Consider the following 20,259-nt stretch of genomic DNA (forward strand, 5'->3'; position numbering starts at 1 on the left):
TGGGCCTTTTTCATGATTATACTCACATCGGCAAACTTGGAACGGCGCATACTACCTTTTGATTGCGCTTAATGCCGTTTGGATGTCCGTTGCGGCACGCGCATGCACGATCGGGCCTAGCATCTCCTTGGCTGCTGCGGCCTCCAGTTCCGGGAACGCCAATAGATCATAGCCTTGTTCAATCTCGTCTCGCGTCCCAACGATCTCGACAATATCTTTGACCAATGGCCGGATTTCCTCGATCATTGCACGATCCACAAACAACGGATCTCCACTGATCACGTTCGTCGCGTCCTTGTCGTCAGGGGCATGATCGGACATCCACAGCAAAACAACGTCACCCGGAATGCGTTGCACCATCGTTCGCATCCGTGCGACCCAAGCGTCTTTCAACTCCTGACGGACCATCGCGAATTTCTCAACCGATGCTGCTTCTAACGTACTCAAAAGATGTCGTGTAAAATTGAAATCGGTAAAGTCGATTTCACGGTAGATCGTTTTAAGAAGGGTCGATGCCCGTAAAAATCGATCATTGCGGCGGGGATGCACGGCGTAAAACCGGTTCGACATGTTTTGTGCACCCGTCATTTGCAACACGGTGACTGACGATGCGTCACACATATCCATGACGGTCTCATCATTGAGAAACACATCTGTCCCCGCATTCACACACCCAAGGTTGACGGTCGTCATTTGCGCGCCCGCACTTACGAGATCGACAAAAGGAACAGGGACATATTTTCCGTATGTCTCGGTCCCGCCAAGAAAGGCGATATAGTCATCGCGCAGATCTTTTTGTGGTCCACGAAAGAGCAACTTGGATTTTCCGTATCGACACGGAAGATAGTTCAGAGACCCCTCTGAAGGATATTGATAAGCCATTTAACCACCCACTGGTTTGTATTTCACCCGAGATGGAGATTCGCACATACATGTTGCGAATTCGCTAAAGCCACAATTCATACCAAATTTTCACGAGTGCTTGCCACTCGCGGCCCTTGCACCACGTTCATGCCAAAGCGTAAGGTTCTAAAGTCATACAAGGAGTTCGGCACCATGAGCATTACAACCGTAGGAATCGTCGGCGCCGGTCAAATGGGGAACGGCATCGCTCATGTTTTTGCGCTCGCGGGGTATGACGTCCTGCTAAATGACATTTCAGCTGAAGCGCTTGAAAAATCCGTGGCTGTGATCTCCAAGAACCTTGATCGACAAGTGAGCAAAGATAAGATTTCTGCCGCAGAAAAAGACGCAGCTATGGCGCGGATCAAGACGACGCAAACACTTGAAGATTTGGGCAAAACCGATCTTGTGATTGAGGCCGCAACAGAGCGCGAGGATGTAAAGAACGCCATCTTTGCGCAGCTTCTTCCTCACCTGCAAGACCATACGATTCTAACGTCGAACACCTCGTCGATTTCAATCACGCGTCTGGCGTCCCGCACTGATCGACCCGAGAAATTCATGGGTTTCCACTTCATGAATCCGGTCCCGATTATGCAACTGGTCGAACTCATTCGTGGCATAGCGACCGACGAGCCAACGTATAAACTTCTTCTCGAAGTTGTTGAGCGTCTGGGTAAAACAGCCGCAAGTGCCGAGGATTTTCCGGCATTTATCGTCAACCGCATCTTGATGCCGATGATCAACGAGGCCGTATATACGCTCTATGAGGGCGTGGGATCCGTAAAATCCATCGATGAGTCAATGAAGCTTGGGGCGAACCACCCGATGGGGCCGCTAGAGCTTGCCGATTTCATCGGGCTAGACACCTGTCTGGCGATTATGAATGTGCTGCACGATGGCTTGGCGGATACCAAATATCGCCCCTGCCCGCTTTTGACAAAGTATGTTGAGGCCGGTTGGCTTGGCCGAAAAACACAGCGCGGGTTTTACGATTACCGAGGCGATGTCCCCGTCCCGACCCGTTAAACATTAGTCCGTTCGCCCACCAAGGGCGAGCGTGTGGCCGCGCAACCAATCCATGAATCCACGCGGATTGGCTTTCCAATCGCCAAGCTCGTCTGCAATAATCGGATCACCAATAATGGGCGACTGCGGCTTGTTCATCGAGCGCGCGATTTCGTGGAGCAATAACCCTTGCCGAAGCGTCGCTGAAATTTTGTCCGCGATTTGATAAAGACGCGTGTTGCGGCCTGGAAAATAGATTGGCAAAACCGTAGCGCCCGATTTCAAAATCATCTTTGCGGTAAACGGGTTCCACTCTTTCTCAACCACCGGCCCAAACAGGGTCTGCGATGTGGCCACTGCGCCGGCGGGAAAAAGAACGATCACGCCCCCTGACTTTAGCTGGTCCATTGCCTCGTTGCGCATCGTGATAGATTTGCGATGACTGTCCTCCTCGTGCGGAAAGGGCACGGGCAACATAAACGGATCAATTTCGGGGATACCTGTCAAAAGCGAGCGCGTCAGAATTTTGTAATCCGTGCGGACCTGACCAATCAGCTCGGCCATTACAAGCCCGTCTGTCAAGCCGTGCGGGTGGTTGGCCACGACCACCAACGGTCCAGTCGTGGGGATTTTCGCCGTCTGATTAGGGGGCGTTTTCACCTCGATATTCATCACATTGAGGGTCTGGGTGAAAAACCCGTGACCATGAGGCGCACCTAATTTTTCAAAACGACGAATACGGCGCAACAGCGGCAATTTCCCCGTCACCCACTCGATGGCGCGGATTATGACAATCTTGAACGGATCAGAAAACGTATTGGCATATGACAATCTGCGCGCATCATAAGGTGCAAAATCAGCATCGCGCGACGCGGCCTCGTCTGTGACGGCGTTCTGATCGGTCATACTACCCTCATATCCCGTTGGAGCATTCACATGCCTTCGCCAAATCGGTCCTTGATCAATGCTTCAAGTGCATCAGCGAGCACATCGGCTTGCGGACCACTCGTCGTCACATCAATAGTGGTTCCCTTGGAAGCTGCCAACATCAAAAGCCCCATGATGCTATCGCCGCCCGTGCACATTCCATCCTTACAAACCTCAGCCGAAGCATCAAATTCCTCAACCTTTTCAACAAACTTGGCAGACGCGCGCGCGTGCAAACCTTTGACGTTGATAATCTCGTGGGTGCGAAAAACTGACGACATGTTCAATCCTAACTTTTGCGGCCCTATTGACCGGCGACATCGAAACTGTCGATGTACTTGCGCCCTGCAACGAGCGCTTTTGACACGGCTTCATCGACCGTTGTATGGCGCGATTTTGCAAGCTTGATCAGCATCGGCAAATTGGCCCCATAAATGATTTTTCGGTCACTATGATGGCAGGCAAGCAAGGATAAATTGGATGGGCTGCCACCAAACATATCGGTCACCACGACCACGCCGCTTCCGGTATCTACGGCATCAGCGGCCAAGCAGATTTCTTGTTGCTTGCTGACACGATCATGGTCTGGGGCGATTGCGATGGCCTCAATCCCTGACTGTTTGCCGACAACATGCTCGACGGCGGCAAGATATTCTTGGGCCAGCCCACCATGTGCGACGATGACAATTCCGATCACGCCAACGTCCCCGTTTCTTTCTCGGGCGCGGTCAAATCGCGCCGTTCCATTTCCCGATGCCTAACTGACACTCGAGAGCCACGTTCCGCAAGAGCCTGTGACAAGTTTTCCGCAAGAGTGACGGAACGATGTTGCCCGCCGGTGCACCCAAACGCGATTGACAGGTGGCGTTTCCCCTCTTCTTCATATGCTGGCAAAAGCAATTCCGTAAGGTCACACACTTTTTCGAAAAATGCAGCGTAACGCGGGTCGGCCTCGACATAGGCACGCACCTTTTCGTCTAGCCCGTTCAAGCCACGCAGACTTTCTTCCCAATACGGATTGGCAAGAAATCTTACGTCGAACACCATATCGACACCACGCGGCATGCCGCGTTTGTAGGAAAAGGACTGTACTGAAATCGCCATATTGGCGCGGTCATCGGCGGCGAACCACCGTTCGACCTCGTCGCGCAATTGGTGCGGCGTCAATTCGGATGTATCGATTAAAATATCCGCGCGGGTGCGGATCGGAAGCAAAAGGTCTTTCTCTCGGCCGACACCGACAAGGGCAGTTTCCGCAGGTGCCAACGGATGACGGCGACGCGTTTCCGAATACCGCCGCACCAGTGCATCCACCGACGCGTCGAGGTAAAGTAGCTCGACCTCATAAGTCGAACTGCCCGTGAGGCCGTCAATCACCTCAATCATACCTGCAATTGAGAAGTCACGGTTTCGCACATCGACCCCGAGCGCGAGTGGACGACGCGTTCCACCTGCTTCAAGTAACCTTGGCACGATAGACAACGGTAAATTGTCGATCGTCTCGTACCCTAAATCCTCAAGAACGTTAATCGCGGTCGAACGACCGGCTCCCGATGGTCCTGTCACCAACACTACGCGGTGGCGCGGCGCCATTATGCTTATTGCCTTACCGTCTTCGGTCACGCGATCCGGCCTCCTTTGAGCCATTGGATCAAAGCGGGAGCAAACTGTGGCCCATCCACTTTGTAAAACAAGGGAATCGAAACACCAATAACGCGCTCATTTCGCACCGGAGGCAAGCGTTCATCCTCGATTTTTGATAGATCAATGATAGCACGAACGCGGCAGGCATCAAACGGTGTTGCACTCAGTATCCCGATACCGCGCGCCTCTATTTGCCCCTTTATGGTCGGGGGCGCGGTCGCGATCACCGCCTCTGCGTCATCATCGGTGCGCAACAGTGTTTGATCATCACAGACGAGCGTGGCACCCAATGCCATCAGGGTCAAAGATAGCGTAGACTTTCCACTGCCCGATGGTCCGACAATCAGTAGCCCCGCGGACGGTGTAAGTGCCACACAACTGGCGTGACACAACTTTGCGGGTGCGGAGTTTGGGGACGTAAAACCCAAACCACTCACACTGGCAGACCAACCACGAAACGCGCACCCAGCGGCTCAGACGTGATGTCAGCATCAGTCGGGCGAATATTTTCCGCCCAGATCACGCCTCCATGTGCCTCGACGATCTGTTTAGAGATCGCCAAACCAAGGCCCGAGTTGTTGCCAAACTGCCCTTCGGGGCGTTCTGAATAGAACCGCTTAAAGATTTTTGACAAGGCTTGATCTGGGATGCCCGGTCCTGTGTCCTCGACAACGACGAGCACTCTGCTGTCGCGCTTACGCACCCAAACACGTATCGCATCGCCGTCTTCGCAAAATGATACCGCATTGGTGATCAAATTTACGAAAACTTGAGCAAGGCGCGCCTCAAGACCGGCAACAATGATCGGCTCATCCGGCAAGTCGGCAATAAAATCGACACCTTTCTCTTGCGCATCCTGACCGAGGAACTCGGTCAAATTGGACAGCATCTTGAGAAGGTTAAATTCTTCCTCTTCTTCCTTGACCAGCTCACTATCAAGGCGTGATGCATTAGAGATATCGGAGACAAGGCGATCAAGGCGGCGCACATCATGTTCAATCACATCAAGCAATTTGATGCGATGCTCTTCTTTTTTGACCATCCGCAGCGACCCAACAGCGGAGCGAAGTGACGCTAATGGGTTTTTGATTTCGTGCGCCACGTCTGCGGCGAATTGTTCGTTTGCGTCAATCCGGTCATAGAGTGCAGAGACCATTCCGCGTAAAGCACTGGACAGACGGCCAATTTCGTCGGGCCGCCCTGACAGATCAGGAATGCGCACGCGTCCTGGCGATACCTTACGACTATTTTTGTCCCGACCAACTTCGGCCGCTGCGGCAAGATCCGCAAGGGGGTTTGCGATTGTTGAGGCAAGTACGAGGCTCAATCCGATCGACACGAGAATAGCGATGATAAACACCTGTAAAATCTGCTCACGCTCGACACGAACAAGCTCGTCAATTTCGCCCTCAGCGGAGACCAACCCCACAACGCCCACGGTTTCAATTCCGTTTTCGCCTTGTAGCGTAATCGGGGCCGCAACGGCAAAAACCGTCGAACCAGTGTTGGAAAGCCCTGTGTCGACGCCGATCTGATTGGCAAGAGCTCCATCAATCAAGGGGGCAACATTGGCCGCATCATCATGTGCGAGGTTGCCCTCGTGCGCCCCCCCTGCCGACGAAAACGTCATCGCAGTCCACACCTTGTTCAAAAAATCGGAGATGACGGTCGGACGGCCACCATTGGTATATCCCGCGAGACCCGATGGGCTAAGGCGCGGCTTACCCAAGGTCGAGGCCACCAATTCACCCTGCGCATCGTACAAAAACACATTCTCGCGCAACGGGATTTCGAGAACCGCCATGACGGCTTCATCTTGCGCGGTAATCTCCGGTGTACCGTTGGCGGTTGCTTCAAGCATGTCGGCGATAAGCGCCGCCTCTGTCACCATCGCGATTTCGCGCTGTGTCACGAGACTATCGCGAAACGGGTTCAGATAGAGGATGCCCGCCACCATCAAAATGATCGCAACGAGGTTAAAGGTGATAATCTTTTGCGCCAAGGGCGACCGATTTACAGCAATGAATTTGCGTCGAGCACGCTTTTCGCGCAAATCGATGTCGGAAATTTTTGGCGCAATCCAATCATCGCCAAGGACAACATCCGTATCCTTGGCGCGTTTGCGTGATCCATCAACTCGGGAGGACAGTGACATGCTCGCCCCTTATTCCTCGTTGTAGCGATAACCGATGCCGTAAAGCGTCTCGATTGCGGAAAAATCGGAATCTACCGTGCGCATTTTTTTGCGTAGGCGTTTGATGTGACTATCGATTGTACGATCGTCTACGTAAACCTGATCGTCGTAGGCCACATCCATCAGCTGATCGCGGGACTTCACAAAACCGGGCCGCTGCGCCAACGCTTGCAGCAAAAGGAATTCCGTCACTGTAAGTGTAACATCCTTCCCCTTCCACCGCACGGCATGCCGCAATGGATCCATGACCAACTCGCCACGCTCCATCAATTTGGTTTCTTCGGTTTCCGCAACCTCAACACCGTCAAGGGCCTCTTGACGCCGCAAGAGTGCACGAATCCGCTCGACCAACAGGCGCTGTGAAAACGGCTTTTTCACATAGTCGTCGGCTCCCATGCGCAGACCAAGCACCTCGTCGATCTCATCATCCTTTGATGTTAGAAAAATCACAGGCATATTTGTTTTTTGCCGCACGCGCTGCAGCAAATCCATCCCGTCCATACGCGGCATCTTGATGTCAAACACCGCCATATCGGGAAGCTTTTTGTTAAAAGCATCTAGGGCTGATTGACCATCATTATATGTTTCGACCTCGAACCCTTCGGCTTCGAGTGTCATAGAGACGGACGTGAGGATATTCCGGTCGTCATCGACCAAGGCGATCCGAGACATGTTCGGTTTCCTTCAACTGCTCAATAGTTTCGTTTTTTGCTCATTCGTTTTGTCAGGCATATTCATCCAGACACCTATTCAAATCAAGTGAAACCGCGAATCACTGCGTAGATGGACTCATTGAAATGCTAAAAAATTCAATGTTTGACTAATTTGCCTCACTTATTATCTCAAACGCGCTCATTTCCTTGGGCCACGCGGCAAATCTGCACCGTGATTGCGCTAACCCCATTATGGTTGCGCTAACTTTGACTTGGCTCCTGTTTACGGACGATTTTCGCGTGCTATAGCCTTCATGTCTCTCGGCCACGATAGACCGCGAATGGCCCTTCGCGTTATTATTTTAGACATCAGGACGCCCACATTGGCGGGGCGGGGAGCTTGGAACTATGGCAACCGGACGCGTGAACCCAGATTTTACATTGGACACCCAAGGGATCTCTGATCTCGGCAATGTGTATTACAACCTTCTTGAGCCAGCCCTCATCGAAGAGGCACTCAAACGCGGCGAAGGGACGCTTGGTAAAGGTGGCTCACTCTATGTCACCACAGGCGAGCATACGGGACGCTCTCCCAATGACAAATATGTTGTCCGCACACCCAGCGTCGAAGACACAATCTGGTGGGAAAACAACCAACCGATGGAAGCGGACAAGTTCGATGTCCTCTATGCGGACATGGTTGAGCACATGAAGGGTGGCGATTATTTCGTCGAAGACCTTTACGGCGGCGCCGATGCGGCTCACCGTCTTGACGTGCGTATGGTGACCGAACTGGCATGGCATGCCCTGTTCAACCGCACGATGTTGCGCCGTCCCGCGTTAACAGAGGTAGATCACTTTGAGGCGGATTATACCGTCATCAATTGCCCAAGCTTTAAGGCAGACCCCGCAAAACACGGGTGTCGCTCCGGCACCGTGATCGCGCTCAATTTTGATCGCAAACTCATTCTTGTTGGCGGCACCTCTTACGCCGGCGAAAACAAGAAAGGCGTGTTTACGCTTCTCAACTACATTTTACCGGGTAAGGGCGTCATGGCGATGCACTGCTCCGCCAACCACGCCCCCGGCAATCCCGTAGACACCGCGATCTTCTTTGGCCTGTCTGGCACGGGCAAAACCACACTGTCCGCTGACCCTGACCGCGTATTGATCGGTGATGACGAACACGGGTGGTCCGAGCGCGGCACCTTTAACTTTGAGGGCGGTTGCTACGCCAAGACAATCGATCTGTCCGCTGAAGCAGAGCCCGAAATCTATGCGACAACAACCAAATTCGGCACCGTCATCGAGAACATGGTTTTTGATGAACATACCAAGGATCTCGACTTTGAGGATTCCAGTCTGACCGCGAACATGCGCTGCGCATACCCGCTGCACTATATCTCAAATGCGTCAGAGACCGCGCTCGGCGGCCACCCTAAAAACATCATCATGCTAACATGTGATGCATTCGGTGTGCTGCCCCCGATTGCGCGCCTATCACCTGCGCAAGCCATGTATCATTTCCTCTCCGGCTTTACGTCCAAAGTCGCGGGCACAGAAAAAGGGATTACGGAACCTGTTCCCACGTTCTCAACCTGTTTCGGCGCGCCGTTCATGCCGCGCCGACCTGAGGCCTATGGAAATCTGCTACGCGACAAAATTGCCAAACACGGTGCCACCTGCTGGCTGGTAAACACGGGTTGGACCGGCGGCGCATATGGCATTGGCTCTCGTATGCCGATCAAGGCCACACGTAACTTGCTTCACTCTGCCCTTGATGGCTCACTATCCGGAGTTGAATTCCGCAAAGACGAGAACTTTGGCTTCGAAGTCCCCGTGTCTGTTCCCGGAGTGGCCGACATCCTACTCGACCCGCGCCGCACTTGGGCCGACAAAGAGGGCTATGACGCCCAAGCTGAAAAGCTGGTCTCAATGTTCTCGGAAAACTTTATCCAATACCTCGATTACATCGACGACGATGTGAAATCCGCAGCGATCGGATAGAGGGTTACCATACGAATATGAAAAGGCGCGCCACTCGGCGCGCCTTTTTCATGTCTACTACATGCCTGCTGGCGCCTACATGACCGCACGACGGATCAGATTTAGTCCCGCAATAATGAGTACGAACAAAGTCATCCGCCTAAATTTCTTTTGGTCCAGCCGATCCTGAACCTTGTTGCCGATGGATTGACCAATCATCACAGGAACGATCATTAATAATGACAGTGGCAGTGTTTGCGCGCTCAAAACGCCTGAGCGAAGATGCGCAAGGCCAAGCGTGATAGCACCCGCCCCGAAAATTACGCCGGTAATTCTGATCTGCTCTTTCTTGGGTGTGTCAATCGCGGTCAGATAGGTCACTGTAAGTGGCCCCCAAATCCCCGCAAGCCCACCTAAAAATCCCGAGGCGGCTCCAACCAAAACGTCCATCCGTCCGCGCTTGCTCGGATCAACATACATCACCCGTCCTTTGAGCAAGAACAATGCAAGAGCGACAATTGGGACACCTAAAATAAGCAAGACTACGTTTTGCGGCAACGCAGCGACAAGCTGTGCGGCGATAACGATGAAAACGAGCAATGTCGCGATATAGAGTTTGAACGCGCCGGCCACATCTACCGCCGCTTTGATCCCACCGCCCCGCAACGATTGCCACACATTGGACAGAACAGTTGGTACAATCATCGCCGCAATCGCCGTCTCGGGCGGCAGAACCGAAGCCAAGCCAGAAACCATAATCATAGGCAATGCAAAGCCTGTAGCGCCTTTTACAAACCCCGCCAACACTGTGATCGCGAAAGCGAACACGAGTTGCGGGATGGTCAGTAATTCGGTGAGTGCTTCAATCATCATAGTGCGGTTTTATCATCAAAATCACAGGGGTCACCAAAATTCCGTCGCGACGCTTTCGCAATGAAATTATGCCTATTTGTAAAATATTATTGCGCTGCAACTGCAAAAAGCCTAGGTCTACACTACCTTTGCTGGAGAGATTCCTATGGCCCTAGACAATCACGACACCCAAATGACGCCCGCACTCTTACCCGAGCTTTTGACGCTGACGGCCGCGGCCATTCCTGCGGCGCAAGACCTTCAAGAGCGCGCCAAAGCCGCTTTGCGTGTCGAGTTCTTAGACGGGGACCGGATTTCAGGCGCGAAAATCGACGCCAACCAGACAGCGGCTCACGGCCTTGCGTGGCTGGCGACATATGTCGAAGCACTGCGTCAGATGCAAAAATGGGCCACGTCACTTTGTGATGAAGGCAAGTTTGGCGAAATGGAACAACTCATTTTGCAGATCTCATTTGGTGAATACCTCAGTCAGATATATGGCGGCATTCCGATGAACCAAGGAGAGATCGTGCGTCTGTCCGATCTGGGCCTCGGTCTCGTGCAACCCTCTGAACAAAGCGTGACGAAGCTCATGTTGTCGGGCAACACCGTACAGGCCAGAACGCGCCTTGTTGAACTGATGCGCGACAATCACGGCCACGCGACATTTGGCGCCTCTGGTCTGGATGACGAGCTCGAAATGGTCCGCGATCAGTTCCGCCGCTATGCCGACGAAAAGGTGGTCCCGTTCGCGCATGAGTGGCACCTCAAAGATGAATTGATCCCAATGTCCGTCATCGATGAATTGGCCGAAATGGGCGTATTCGGACTGACGATCCCCGAAGAGTTCGGAGGCTTCGGCTTCCCAAAGGCGGCGATGGTCGTCGTCTCAGAAGAATTGTCGCGCGGATACATCGGCGTTGGCTCATTGGGCACGCGTAGCGAAATTGCCGCCGAACTTATCTTGTCCGGCGGGACACAGGCCCAAAAGGAAAACTGGCTCCCTAAACTCGCAAGCGCGCAAACGCTACCTACCGCCGTCTTCACCGAACCAAACACTGGATCGGACCTCGGCGGTTTGCGCACACGCGCCGTGAAAGACGGCGAGACCTATACGGTGACAGGCAATAAAACATGGATCACGCACGCCGCGCGCACCAATCTGATGACCCTCTTGGCACGAACAGACTCTGCAACATCAGACTACAAAGGCCTATCAATGTTCTTGGCGGAAAAGACCGCTGGCGATGACGCGAACCCGTTTCCAACCGATGGTATGACGGGCGGAGAAATCGAAGTACTCGGCTACCGCGGCATGAAAGAATACGAACTTGCTTTTGACGGATTCAAAGTGGATGCGGCGAACCTTCTTGGTGGCGAAGAGGGCAAGGGCTTCAAACAGCTGATGGAGACATTCGAGTCCGCGCGCATTCAAACCGCCGCCCGCGCCATTGGGGTCGCCCAAAACGCCCTAGAGGTCGGCATGCAATACGCCGAGGACCGCAAACAATTCGGCAAATCAATTATCGAATTCCCCCGTGTGTCAGGAAAACTCGCGATGATGGCCGTCGAAATTATGGTCGCGCGCCAACTCACCTATTTCTCCGCGTGGGAAAAGGACAACGGGCATCGCTGTGACGTGGAGGCCGGAATGGCAAAACTGTTGGGAGCGCGTGTGGCATGGGCCGCCGCCGACAATGCGTTGCAAATTCATGGCGGCAACGGCTTTGCCCTTGAGTATCAAATCAGCCGCATTCTATGCGATGCGCGGATTCTCAACATCTTTGAGGGAGCCGGTGAAATTCAGGCGCAGGTTATCGCGCGCCGCCTTCTCGCCTAACTCTACCCACCTAAACTGTCTAAAAAGGCGGCGCTGCTTGTGCCGCCTTTTTTGCAAGCCGGTCCAACAACCGTGCACGGGCCTGCGGCAACGGCTTGTCTGACAGCTCGGCAAGAATTTTCGCTATAAAGTGTCCGGTGGTGGTCATGCCTGCAATGATTTCGGCATAGTCCAAAGAAGACTGGCCAAGCAATGATTGCGGCAACGGCAACAGTCGATCCGCCCATTCACCTGCGCCCTGACGGCTGACGGCCCTGCCCGATTTTGGCGAGACATAGGCGAGGTCATCGGGACTACCCGTCACCGCGCACGCAGACAAATCAAGGCCGAATCCCAACTCCTCAAGCAAGGACACCTCCCAATGCAGGTAGGCCAAGGGCCAATTGGGATCGGTTCCAAGCCGGTCGAATAACCCCATGGTTTCGGCGTACAGATATGCATGCGGTTCGCGTTCGGGCAGCGTCGAAGTGAGCAACGCGGCGAGCGTGTTGAGCCCCTCTAACGCCAAAGCGTCATTCATGACATCCGCGGCGCGAGAGCGGATTGGCTCCACCACAAAGCTCCCCAAATGGTCCTCAAGTCGCGCTTTCCATGTCACCGATATATGACCACCCGGTTGCAAGTGCGGCGTCATTTTGCGTGACACCCCTCCACGCACGACAGCGGCATGACGGCCATGGCCTTCGGTAAATACCTCGACGACGACAGACGTTTCGCCGTACTTACGGACCGCTAATACTGTGCCATGATCCTGCCATTCCATGCGCGCATATTCCGTGGGACGCGTGGCTCTTGCAAGCGGTGTTTATGCGTGACGTGGGGCAGGTCTTTAGTCTGACAGACCAACCTCGTCCAAAAGTGTGCGCCCGTGGCGGTCCTCTACCTCGATGATCCACACATCCGCATCAAAGCTTCTTTGTTTGGTCAAAGTCGCATCCACATCACGCTCATCACCCTGTGTCAGAACCTGCCATTCGCGGCGGTCTTCCATAAGGTTGAACTCGCGTTGAAACGCCGTTGCTTGTCCGTCCAGTGTATTGAGTTTGATCAAAATCGCGCCCGCGGTGGCATCGCCTTTTTTGACCACGAACGCGGGGATATCAGCGAGACGCAGGCGCGACAGATACGCCGACACCCAAAAATCAGCCGTCAGACGTGCCACAGATCACGCGTTTCCGTCTTTGAAGTCGAGTCCCATTTCGCCGTAGCGCTCAGCTTCTTCAAGCCAGTTTGGACGCACTTTGACCTGTAAGAACAGGTGGATTTTGCGGCCAAGAAACTCAGACAATTCCTCACGCGACTGGCGCGAAATCCGTTTGATTGTCTCTCCGCGCTTACCCAAAATAATGCCTTTGTGACCATCGCGCGCCACATAGACAATCTGATCCACACGCGCGGACCCGTCAGCACGCTCTTCCCACTTTTCCGTCTCGACCGTGAGCTGATACGGCAACTCTTGGTGCAGGTTCAGCGTTAGCTTTTCGCGGGTCATTTCCGCCGCGATCATGCGCAATGGCAAGTCGGCGATTTGATCCTCGGGATAAAGCCACGGCCCCATGGGAATCTCTTTTGCAAGCCACTTGCGAAGATCATCAACCCCGCGCCCTTTTTCTGCGGAGATCATAAATGTCTCCACAAAATCAAACCGCTCATTGAGCTTTTGTGTCATGGCGAGCAACTTTTCAACGTCGACCATATCAATCTTGTTGATGGCCAGAGCGATTTTGCCGCGCACAGGGTTTTCGGCCAACGCGGCGAGAATGCCCTCGACGCCTTCGGACAAGCCGCGGTGCGCCTCTACCATTAACACGGTGATATCCGCATCAGCGGCACCTCCCCATGCGGCCGTAACCATCGCGCGATCAAGCCGCCGCTTGGGCTTAAAAATACCCGGCGTGTCGACAAAAACGATTTGGCTATCGCCCTCAATCGCGACACCGCGAATACGCGCGCGGGTTGTTTGAACCTTGTGCGTAACGATTGAAACCTTGGCGCCAACCATACGGTTGAGCAATGTCGATTTCCCTGCGTTCGGCTCACCAATGAGAGCCACAAAGCCAGCACGGGATTGGTCGTTTGCGTCAGCCATTTTCGGCCTCCAGTTTATTCAAAAGCGCCTTTGCGGCGGATTGTTCTGCGTTGCGTTTAGAGGCAGCTTTTGCCTGTTCGCTCTCGCCGCTTTCCAGCACTACTTTAATAGTGAAAACGGGTGCGTGATCTGGGCCCGTGCGTTCAACTGTCTCGTAACGCGGCGGGTTTTGTTTGCGGGCCTGTGCCCATTCTTGAAGTGCAGATTTCGGGTCACGGGCGTCATCCTCCACACCCTCGATCCGCTCCCCCCAAAGGCGTAGAACCATATCGCGTGCGGTTTCAAACCCTGCATCGAGATAGACGGCGGCAATGATCGCCTCCATGGCATCGGCCAACAGCGCCTCTTTGCGGCGCCCTCCCGACAACATCTCGGAGCGCCCAAGTTTGAGAACATCCCCAAGGTTGATTTGACGCGCAACATCCGCACAGGTCTCTTTGCGTACAAGCGCGTTGAAGCGTGGCGCAAGCTGCCCCTCGGCTGCGGATTTGTCTGCTTGGAACAACGCCTCGGACATCGTCAGCCCCAGAACCCTATCGCCCAAAAACTCTAAGCGCTGATTGTCGGGGCGCGTTGCCGATGACAACGAGCTATGCGTTGTGGCGCGCGTCAAAAGCTCGGCATTTTTGAACTCATGCCCGAGACGCGCCTGAAACGCTTTGAGATCCGCTGAAATTTTCAATTGATTTTCTCGTAAAAACGATCAAGTCGCCACGTCCAAAAGAACAGGAGGGATTTACCGGCGGCGGAGAACATGACGCGATCCACTCGACCGAGCAGAAACTCCTCGGGGACAAAACCGACACCGACCGGCTGTGCCACGCGGCTATCGGCGGAGTTGTCGCGGTTGTCACCAAGGAAGAAATATTGACCAGCTGGGACGGTAAACACGGCGGTATTATCCACGCGAGACTCACCGATATTTAAGATCGAGTGCGACGTCCCTCCAGGGAGAGTTTCAATGAACTTCTCTTTAATGCACTGGCCACCCAAACCCGGCGCAGGGTTGGAGCAACGCGGCGTATTGCCTGCCGACCCCTGCCCCTCATAGGTCTCGACAAAGACGCCATCGGGCGTTTGTTTGGCCTCTTCACCATTGATAAACAGCACGCTGTCTTTCATCTGGATCTTATCACCCGGCAGGCCAACGAGACGTTTCACAAAGGCGCGGTGTTGGGTCGGGTGCTCGAACACGACAACATCGCCACGCTCGGGTGCCTTGTCCAGAATGCGGCCCGATACGGGGCACATGAACGAGAACGGGCACGAGTATTTAGAATAGCCATAGCTCATCTTGTTGACGAACAAAAAGTCGCCAATCAGTAAGGTGTCTTTCATCGATGAGGATGGGATAAAGAACGGCTGAAAAAAGAAGGACCGAAAAATTCCTGCAATCAATAGGGCGTAGACAACCGTTTTTACGGTTTCTGTCGCACTGTCTTTAAAGCTGCTCATCTGTGCTCAGGTCCGTTCTGTCAAATAAGGGCGCGCCGATACGCGCGTTAGGTCGCTCAATGATTGGCGCGGGGCATGGAGTCAAGGTGAAGCCGTGCCACACCGCGCACTTGGGCAAGGAATAGGAGAGAATACTCGCACCAAGCGTTGCGTCACTCTTCGCATTTTCGCGCCTCAATCACAACAAAAGCCTGTGCCCATGGATGATCATCCGTCAGGGTAACATGAATAACCGCCTCATGTCCGGCGGGCGTCATGGCGTCGAGCCGATCCTTGGCCCAACCCGTCACCCGCATAACGGGTTGCCCCGTTTCAAGGTTGCTCACAGACATGTCGATCCATGAGATCCCCATGGCGAGACCGGTACCGAGCGCCTTTGAGCAGGCTTCTTTCGCGGCCCAGCGTTTTGCATACGTTCCCGCAACATCACACCTACGATCCGCTTTTTGTTGCTCGGCCGGCGTGAAAACACGGTTCTTAAAACGCGCCCCGAACCGATCCAAGGTGCCTTGGATACGCTCGATGTTGGCCAAATCTGTCCCGATACCAAGGATCATTTGCACGCCAAACATAACGCGTTCATGCAAGCCGCACGGGTTGGGGCTATCAATTGTCGCGACATCTAACCACGCACCTCATCCATGAGGCGTCTCATCTCCAAAATAGCCGGTTGAATGCCCCGAAAAATTGCCTCTCCGATTAGAAAATGGCCGATGTTCAGCTCCACGATCTGTGGAAGTGCGGCAATTGGTTGAACCGTATCATAGGTCAGGCCGTGCCCTGCGTGGACCTCTAGGCCGAGACTGTCGGCAAAGGCAGCCATCTGAGCAAGGCGTTCCAATTCTGCATCGCGCTCGTCAAATCGACCCTCGGCATGCAGGTCACAATATGCGCCGGTGTGCAGTTCAACAACCGCCGCCCCGATCCGCGCAGCCGCTTCAATTTGCGGACGATCCGCCGCGATAAAGATCGACACACGGCATCCCGCATCCCGCAATGGCGCAATAAAATGGGCCAAACGGTTTTCGTCGCGCGCAACTTCAAGCCCGCCCTCTGTCGTGCGCTCTTCGCGCTTTTCCGGCACGAGGCAAACCGCATGGGGTTTGTGACGCAATGCAATGGCGTGCATTTCATCTGTTGCAGCCATCTCGAAATTGAGCGGGACAGTCAGCGCCTCCATCAGGCGTTCAATGTCGGCGTCCGTGATGTGCCGGCGATCTTCGCGCAAGTGAGCGGTGATACCGTCAGCCCCCGCATCCTCAGCCAGTTTTGCCGCGCGGATCGGATCAGGATATTCTGATCCGCGCGCGTTTCTAACAGTGGCAACATGGTCAATATTCATACCAAGACGAAGGGGCGCTATTTCAGTCATGACGGGCCTTTTCTGCGCGTTTGAATGTTCTTTTCATGCGACAATACCCCTCGAAGATCAAAACCGAAACGAAGAAATTGCGCACTCGATCAACTCTTATTGTAGCTCGCGTGCGCCTTTTTTCTCAGCTTTTCGAGTTTGGCTTTCAACTTTTTACGACGACGCGCCTGATAGGCCGCGATCATCGGCAAGGTGACGTAATAACCGACAAGTCCCGCCACAATGCCCGGCACAATCCCACCAACGAGATAGGGCAAAAACACCTCGTAAAAGAACCGAATAAGCGCATCCCAATTGGCGTCTACATCCGACAGAACCGCGAGGAAGTTAAGCCAAAAGTCGTCCGCCGCGTCTATAAATTTGCCCATGAAGGAGCGCTCATTAACGTGATCAAACTCGGTGCCCAAAATGAAGTGGCCCATTTTCAGAGACACGACACCGATCGGCACATATGTCAGCGGATTTCCGACAAACGTTGCAAGCAGCGCGGCAACAACATTTCCACGCATCAGCTTTGCCAATATGTAGGCGACCAGAAAATGCAGCCCAAACAAAGGCGTAAAGACCGAGAAGATTCCCGCAAAAACGCCCCGGGAAATTGTTTGAGGAGTGTCAGGCAGGCGGTGAAGCCGATGTTGCAGATAGAGAGCCGCACGATGCCAACCGCCCTTGGGCCAAAGTGATCTCGCAAGCCAGATCAATGGGGTCAGTTTTTTACGGCGTTTAAATACCACGTGTTCCCCGCCCCTTCCCTATGGCTTTCGATCAAGGTCGCGGTAGCGACGAATGCGAGCAACGTCACTCTCGGCCTCAAGCGCAAGCATCACGGCATGGAGGTGTTCAAGATCGCGCAAATCAACATCGACAATCAGACGGTAAAAATCAGGTTTGCGGTCGACAAAATTGAGGTCCGAAATGTTTGCCTTTTGCTCACCAATGAGGGTGCATATGCGCCCCAATACGCCCGCACCGTTGGCGATGGTCACGTCAAGTGACACAGTATGCTCAGCGGCATGCGGTCCCGCGTGCCATTGCAAATCAACCCAACGGCTTGTTTCGGCTTCGAGTTCTTCAAGGGCGGGACAATCGATCGCGTGGGTGACAACCCCCTTGCCACGATACGTGATGCCCACGATGCGCTCGCCCGGAATAGGCTGGCAACAATCGGCGCGGTGATAGGTCTGCCCCTCTTGTAGGCCTAACACTGCGCGGGTTGCGGCAACTTCGTCACTCTCATGGATCAATTCGGGATAGACCGTGCGCACAACGGCGGACGCGGCCAATTCGGCAGAACCGACACGCGCCAACAACTCTTCGCTTGATGAGAGCGACAGCTGGTTGGCAGCTGTTTTCAGGGCTTTGTCTGTTGCTTTTTTTCCGATGTGATCAAAGGACACGCGGACCAATTCGCGACCCAGTTTGACAAACCGTTCACGGTCCTCTTCGCGTAGCGATTTGCGGATTGCAGCCTTTGCACGCCCCGTCACAACAATATCGATCCATGTGCCTTGAGGGCGCTGGCCCTCGGCCGTCAGAACGACAACGGATTGACCATTTTTGAGACGGGTCCAAAGTGGCACGCGAATGCCATCGACCTTGGCCCCAACACAACTGTCCCCAATTCGGGTGTGAATGGCGTAGGCAAAATCAAGTGGTGTCGCGCCCTTGGGTAAAGAAATCACCTCGCCCTTTGGTGTAAAACAAAACACCTTATCGGCGTACATTTCGAGCTTCACATGCTCAAGAAATTCACTGTGGTTTTCAGAGTTTTCAAACCGCTCGGTCAGCTGCGCCAACCATTTGGCAGGATCGACCGCAAACGGGTTTTGTGCGCGCACACCATCACGGTACGACCAATGCGCGGCCACGCCACTTTCGGCAACTTCATGCATTTGGCGCGTGCGGATCTGTACCTCGACACGCTTGCCATCTCGTCCCGAAACCGTGGTATGAATGGACCGGTAACCGTTTGATTTAGGTTGGCTTATATAGTCTTTGAACCTACCCGGGACGGCCTTCCAACGTTGATGAATGACCCCAAGGACGCGATAACAATCGGCTTCGGATCGGGTGATAATTCGGAATCCATATATGTCTGACAAACGTGAAAAGCTTTGCTGCTTTTCTTCCATTTTGCGCCAGATGGAATAGGGTTTTTTGGCGCGGCCAAACACATCGGCGTCAACGTCCGCTTTCTCCAACGCCGCGCGAATGTCCGTGGTGATTTTATGGACCACATCCCCCGTTTCACGCTGCAACGTAATAAACCGGCGGATGATCGAATTGCGCGCCTCAGGGTTGATCACGCGAAACGAGAGATCCTCAAGTTCCTCGCGCATCCACTGCATCCCCATGCGACCCGCAAGCGGTGCAAAGATATCCATGGTCTCACGGGCTTTTTGGAGCTGTTTTTCAGCCCGCATAGATTTGATCGTGCGCATATTGTGGAGGCGGTCGGCAAGCTTAACGAGGATAACCCGCAAATCTTTTGACATCGCCATGAACAGCTTGCGAAAGTTCTCCGCCTGCTTCGTCTCGTTCGATGAAAGTTGTAGGTTGGTCAGCTTTGTAACGCCGTCAACAAGCTCGGCCACGTCTGTGCCAAAGCGTCGCTCAACTTCTGCGTATGAGGCGCGCGTATCTTCTATGGTGTCATGCAACAGCGCGGTGATGATCGTGGCGTCATCAAGGGCCTGTTCGGTTAGAATCGCGGCAACGGCAATGGGATGCGAAAAGTACGGCTCACCCGAATGGCGAAACTGTCCCTCGTGCATCTCAAGGCCATACGCGTAGGCCTCGCGAATAAGATCGGCATTTGATTTGGGGTTATAGTTGCGGACCAGTGCGATCAGGTCTTCGACATCGATCATGTTCGGTCCGCAAACTCCGTTGGTTTGACCTACTTGGAGGTCTCGTTCTTACTGCTGGCCTTGTGCTTCCATCAATGCACGTAGCAATTTCTCTTCGGACATTTCGTCATCAGCAGGCTTGTCAGTTTCTTGACCCATAAGAAGTGCCATTTGGTCTTCTTCTGGTTCATCCACCTCGATTTGTGTCTGGTGAAACTCAATCGCGCGCTCACGCAGGGCATCGGCAGATTGTGTTTCGTCCGCAATTTCGCGCAATGCAACAACAGGATTTTTGTCGTTGTCGCGGTCCACAGTCAGTGGGGAACCAGCCGCGATCTCACGTGCTCGGTGGGATGCGAGCATAACGAGCTCGAAACGGTTCGGTACCTTGTCGACGCAATCTTCTACGGTGACGCGAGCCATGGGATCTCCAATTCTTAACTGTGCGGGGCAACAAAGGCACTATCTAGGTGCAGATACCTAGCAT

22 protein-coding genes are annotated in these 20,259 nt (G+C 53.8%); 3 read left to right on the plus strand and 19 right to left on the minus strand.

Annotated elements, in window-relative coordinates; translation table 11 throughout:
• Positions 1 to 51: 51 nt before the first annotated feature.
• Positions 52 to 882 carry a DUF6473 family protein gene (locus IMCC12053_RS07325; protein ID WP_062217388.1) on the minus strand — a complete coding sequence of 277 codons (831 nt, stop codon included), beginning with the start codon at positions 880 to 882 and terminating at the stop codon, positions 52 to 54.
• 174 nt (positions 883 to 1,056) lie between these two features.
• Here IMCC12053_RS07325 and IMCC12053_RS07330 point away from each other — a divergent pair, with 174 nt between their 5' ends.
• Complete coding sequence (locus IMCC12053_RS07330; RefSeq protein ID WP_062217392.1) at positions 1,057 to 1,932, plus strand: 3-hydroxybutyryl-CoA dehydrogenase; 876 nt, start codon at positions 1,057 to 1,059, stop codon at positions 1,930 to 1,932.
• 3 nt (positions 1,933 to 1,935) lie between these two features.
• Here IMCC12053_RS07330 and IMCC12053_RS07335 read toward each other — a convergent pair whose 3' ends face one another.
• From IMCC12053_RS07335 to IMCC12053_RS07365, 7 genes are read right to left on the minus strand one after another with little or no spacing between them, the layout of a single operon-like run.
• Positions 1,936 to 2,817 (minus strand): lysophospholipid acyltransferase family protein, encoded by an 882-nt coding sequence (locus IMCC12053_RS07335; RefSeq protein ID WP_062217395.1) that lies wholly within the window; start codon positions 2,815 to 2,817, stop codon positions 1,936 to 1,938.
• 26 nt (positions 2,818 to 2,843) lie between these two features.
• The gene (locus IMCC12053_RS07340; protein WP_062217398.1) at positions 2,844 to 3,119 is read right to left on the minus strand and encodes an HPr family phosphocarrier protein; all 276 of its coding nucleotides are present in this window, start codon (positions 3,117 to 3,119) and stop codon (positions 2,844 to 2,846) included.
• Between the two features lie 23 nt (positions 3,120 to 3,142).
• Positions 3,143 to 3,535, minus strand: coding sequence for a PTS sugar transporter subunit IIA (locus IMCC12053_RS07345; protein WP_062217401.1), 393 nt, complete (start codon positions 3,533 to 3,535; stop codon positions 3,143 to 3,145).
• Complete coding sequence (rapZ, locus tag IMCC12053_RS07350; protein ID WP_143089980.1) at positions 3,532 to 4,431, minus strand: RNase adapter RapZ; 900 nt, start codon at positions 4,429 to 4,431, stop codon at positions 3,532 to 3,534. The genes IMCC12053_RS07345 and rapZ overlap by 4 nt, the downstream gene beginning before the upstream one ends.
• A 26-nt stretch (positions 4,432 to 4,457) precedes the next feature.
• Positions 4,458 to 4,919 carry an HPr kinase/phosphorylase gene (locus IMCC12053_RS07355; protein WP_062217404.1) on the minus strand — a complete coding sequence of 154 codons (462 nt, stop codon included), beginning with the start codon at positions 4,917 to 4,919 and terminating at the stop codon, positions 4,458 to 4,460.
• On the minus strand, positions 4,916 to 6,637 hold the full coding sequence (locus IMCC12053_RS07360; protein ID WP_062217408.1) for a sensor histidine kinase: 1,722 nt from the start codon (positions 6,635 to 6,637) through the stop codon (positions 4,916 to 4,918). The genes IMCC12053_RS07355 and IMCC12053_RS07360 overlap by 4 nt, the downstream gene beginning before the upstream one ends.
• 9 nt (positions 6,638 to 6,646) lie before the next feature.
• Entirely contained in the window at positions 6,647 to 7,348 is a 702-nt protein-coding gene (locus tag IMCC12053_RS07365) for a response regulator transcription factor (protein ID WP_062217411.1), read from the minus strand.
• 389 nt (positions 7,349 to 7,737) lie between these two features.
• On the opposite strand from IMCC12053_RS07365, the gene IMCC12053_RS07370 reads away from it, so the two are divergent.
• On the plus strand, positions 7,738 to 9,336 hold the full coding sequence (locus tag IMCC12053_RS07370; protein ID WP_062217414.1) for a phosphoenolpyruvate carboxykinase: 1,599 nt from the start codon (positions 7,738 to 7,740) through the stop codon (positions 9,334 to 9,336).
• 75 nt (positions 9,337 to 9,411) lie between these two features.
• Here the strand turns inward: IMCC12053_RS07370 and IMCC12053_RS07375 are convergent, their stop codons facing one another.
• Positions 9,412 to 10,188, minus strand: coding sequence for a sulfite exporter TauE/SafE family protein (locus tag IMCC12053_RS07375; protein WP_062217417.1), 777 nt, complete (start codon positions 10,186 to 10,188; stop codon positions 9,412 to 9,414).
• A 145-nt stretch (positions 10,189 to 10,333) separates the two neighbouring features.
• On the opposite strand from IMCC12053_RS07375, the gene IMCC12053_RS07380 reads away from it, so the two are divergent.
• Positions 10,334 to 12,007, plus strand: a complete 1,674-nt coding sequence (locus IMCC12053_RS07380; RefSeq protein ID WP_062217420.1) for an acyl-CoA dehydrogenase family protein — start codon at positions 10,334 to 10,336, stop codon at positions 12,005 to 12,007.
• Positions 12,008 to 12,026: 19 nt separating this feature from the next.
• Here IMCC12053_RS07380 and recO read toward each other — a convergent pair whose 3' ends face one another.
• From recO to rpoZ, 10 genes are all read right to left on the minus strand, one after another.
• Positions 12,027 to 12,770, minus strand: coding sequence for a DNA repair protein RecO (gene recO / locus IMCC12053_RS07385; RefSeq protein ID WP_062217423.1), 744 nt, complete (start codon positions 12,768 to 12,770; stop codon positions 12,027 to 12,029).
• Between the two features lie 66 nt (positions 12,771 to 12,836).
• Entirely contained in the window at positions 12,837 to 13,169 is a 333-nt protein-coding gene (locus IMCC12053_RS07390; protein WP_062217426.1) for a DUF1491 family protein, read from the minus strand.
• 3 nt (positions 13,170 to 13,172) lie between these two features.
• Positions 13,173 to 14,096 (minus strand): GTPase Era, encoded by a 924-nt coding sequence (gene era / locus IMCC12053_RS07395; RefSeq protein ID WP_062217430.1) that lies wholly within the window; start codon positions 14,094 to 14,096, stop codon positions 13,173 to 13,175.
• Positions 14,089 to 14,778 carry a ribonuclease III gene (rnc, locus tag IMCC12053_RS07400; protein ID WP_062217433.1) on the minus strand — a complete coding sequence of 230 codons (690 nt, stop codon included), beginning with the start codon at positions 14,776 to 14,778 and terminating at the stop codon, positions 14,089 to 14,091. The genes era and rnc overlap by 8 nt, the downstream gene beginning before the upstream one ends.
• Positions 14,775 to 15,551, minus strand: coding sequence for a signal peptidase I (lepB, locus tag IMCC12053_RS07405; RefSeq protein WP_062217436.1), 777 nt, complete (start codon positions 15,549 to 15,551; stop codon positions 14,775 to 14,777). Before lepB ends, rnc begins: the two co-directional genes overlap by 4 nt.
• Positions 15,552 to 15,703: 152 nt before the next feature.
• Positions 15,704 to 16,108, minus strand: a complete 405-nt coding sequence (gene acpS, locus IMCC12053_RS07410; RefSeq protein WP_062221028.1) for a holo-ACP synthase — start codon at positions 16,106 to 16,108, stop codon at positions 15,704 to 15,706.
• 65 nt (positions 16,109 to 16,173) lie between these two features.
• Positions 16,174 to 16,923 (minus strand): pyridoxine 5'-phosphate synthase, encoded by a 750-nt coding sequence (locus IMCC12053_RS07415; RefSeq protein WP_062217440.1) that lies wholly within the window; start codon positions 16,921 to 16,923, stop codon positions 16,174 to 16,176.
• 89 nt (positions 16,924 to 17,012) lie between these two features.
• Positions 17,013 to 17,657 (minus strand): DUF2062 domain-containing protein, encoded by a 645-nt coding sequence (locus IMCC12053_RS07420; protein ID WP_062217443.1) that lies wholly within the window; start codon positions 17,655 to 17,657, stop codon positions 17,013 to 17,015.
• 18 nt (positions 17,658 to 17,675) lie between these two features.
• Positions 17,676 to 19,793: a RelA/SpoT family protein gene (locus IMCC12053_RS07425; protein WP_062217446.1), complete on the minus strand. Its 2,118-nt coding sequence runs from the start codon at positions 19,791 to 19,793 to the stop codon at positions 17,676 to 17,678.
• A 48-nt stretch (positions 19,794 to 19,841) separates the two neighbouring features.
• Positions 19,842 to 20,195: a DNA-directed RNA polymerase subunit omega gene (rpoZ, locus tag IMCC12053_RS07430; protein ID WP_062217449.1), complete on the minus strand. Its 354-nt coding sequence runs from the start codon at positions 20,193 to 20,195 to the stop codon at positions 19,842 to 19,844.
• Positions 20,196 to 20,259: the final 64 nt, after the last annotated feature.

This window comes from Celeribacter marinus (genome assembly GCF_001308265.1).
Classification (GTDB): Bacteria; Pseudomonadota; Alphaproteobacteria; order Rhodobacterales; family Rhodobacteraceae; genus Celeribacter; species Celeribacter marinus.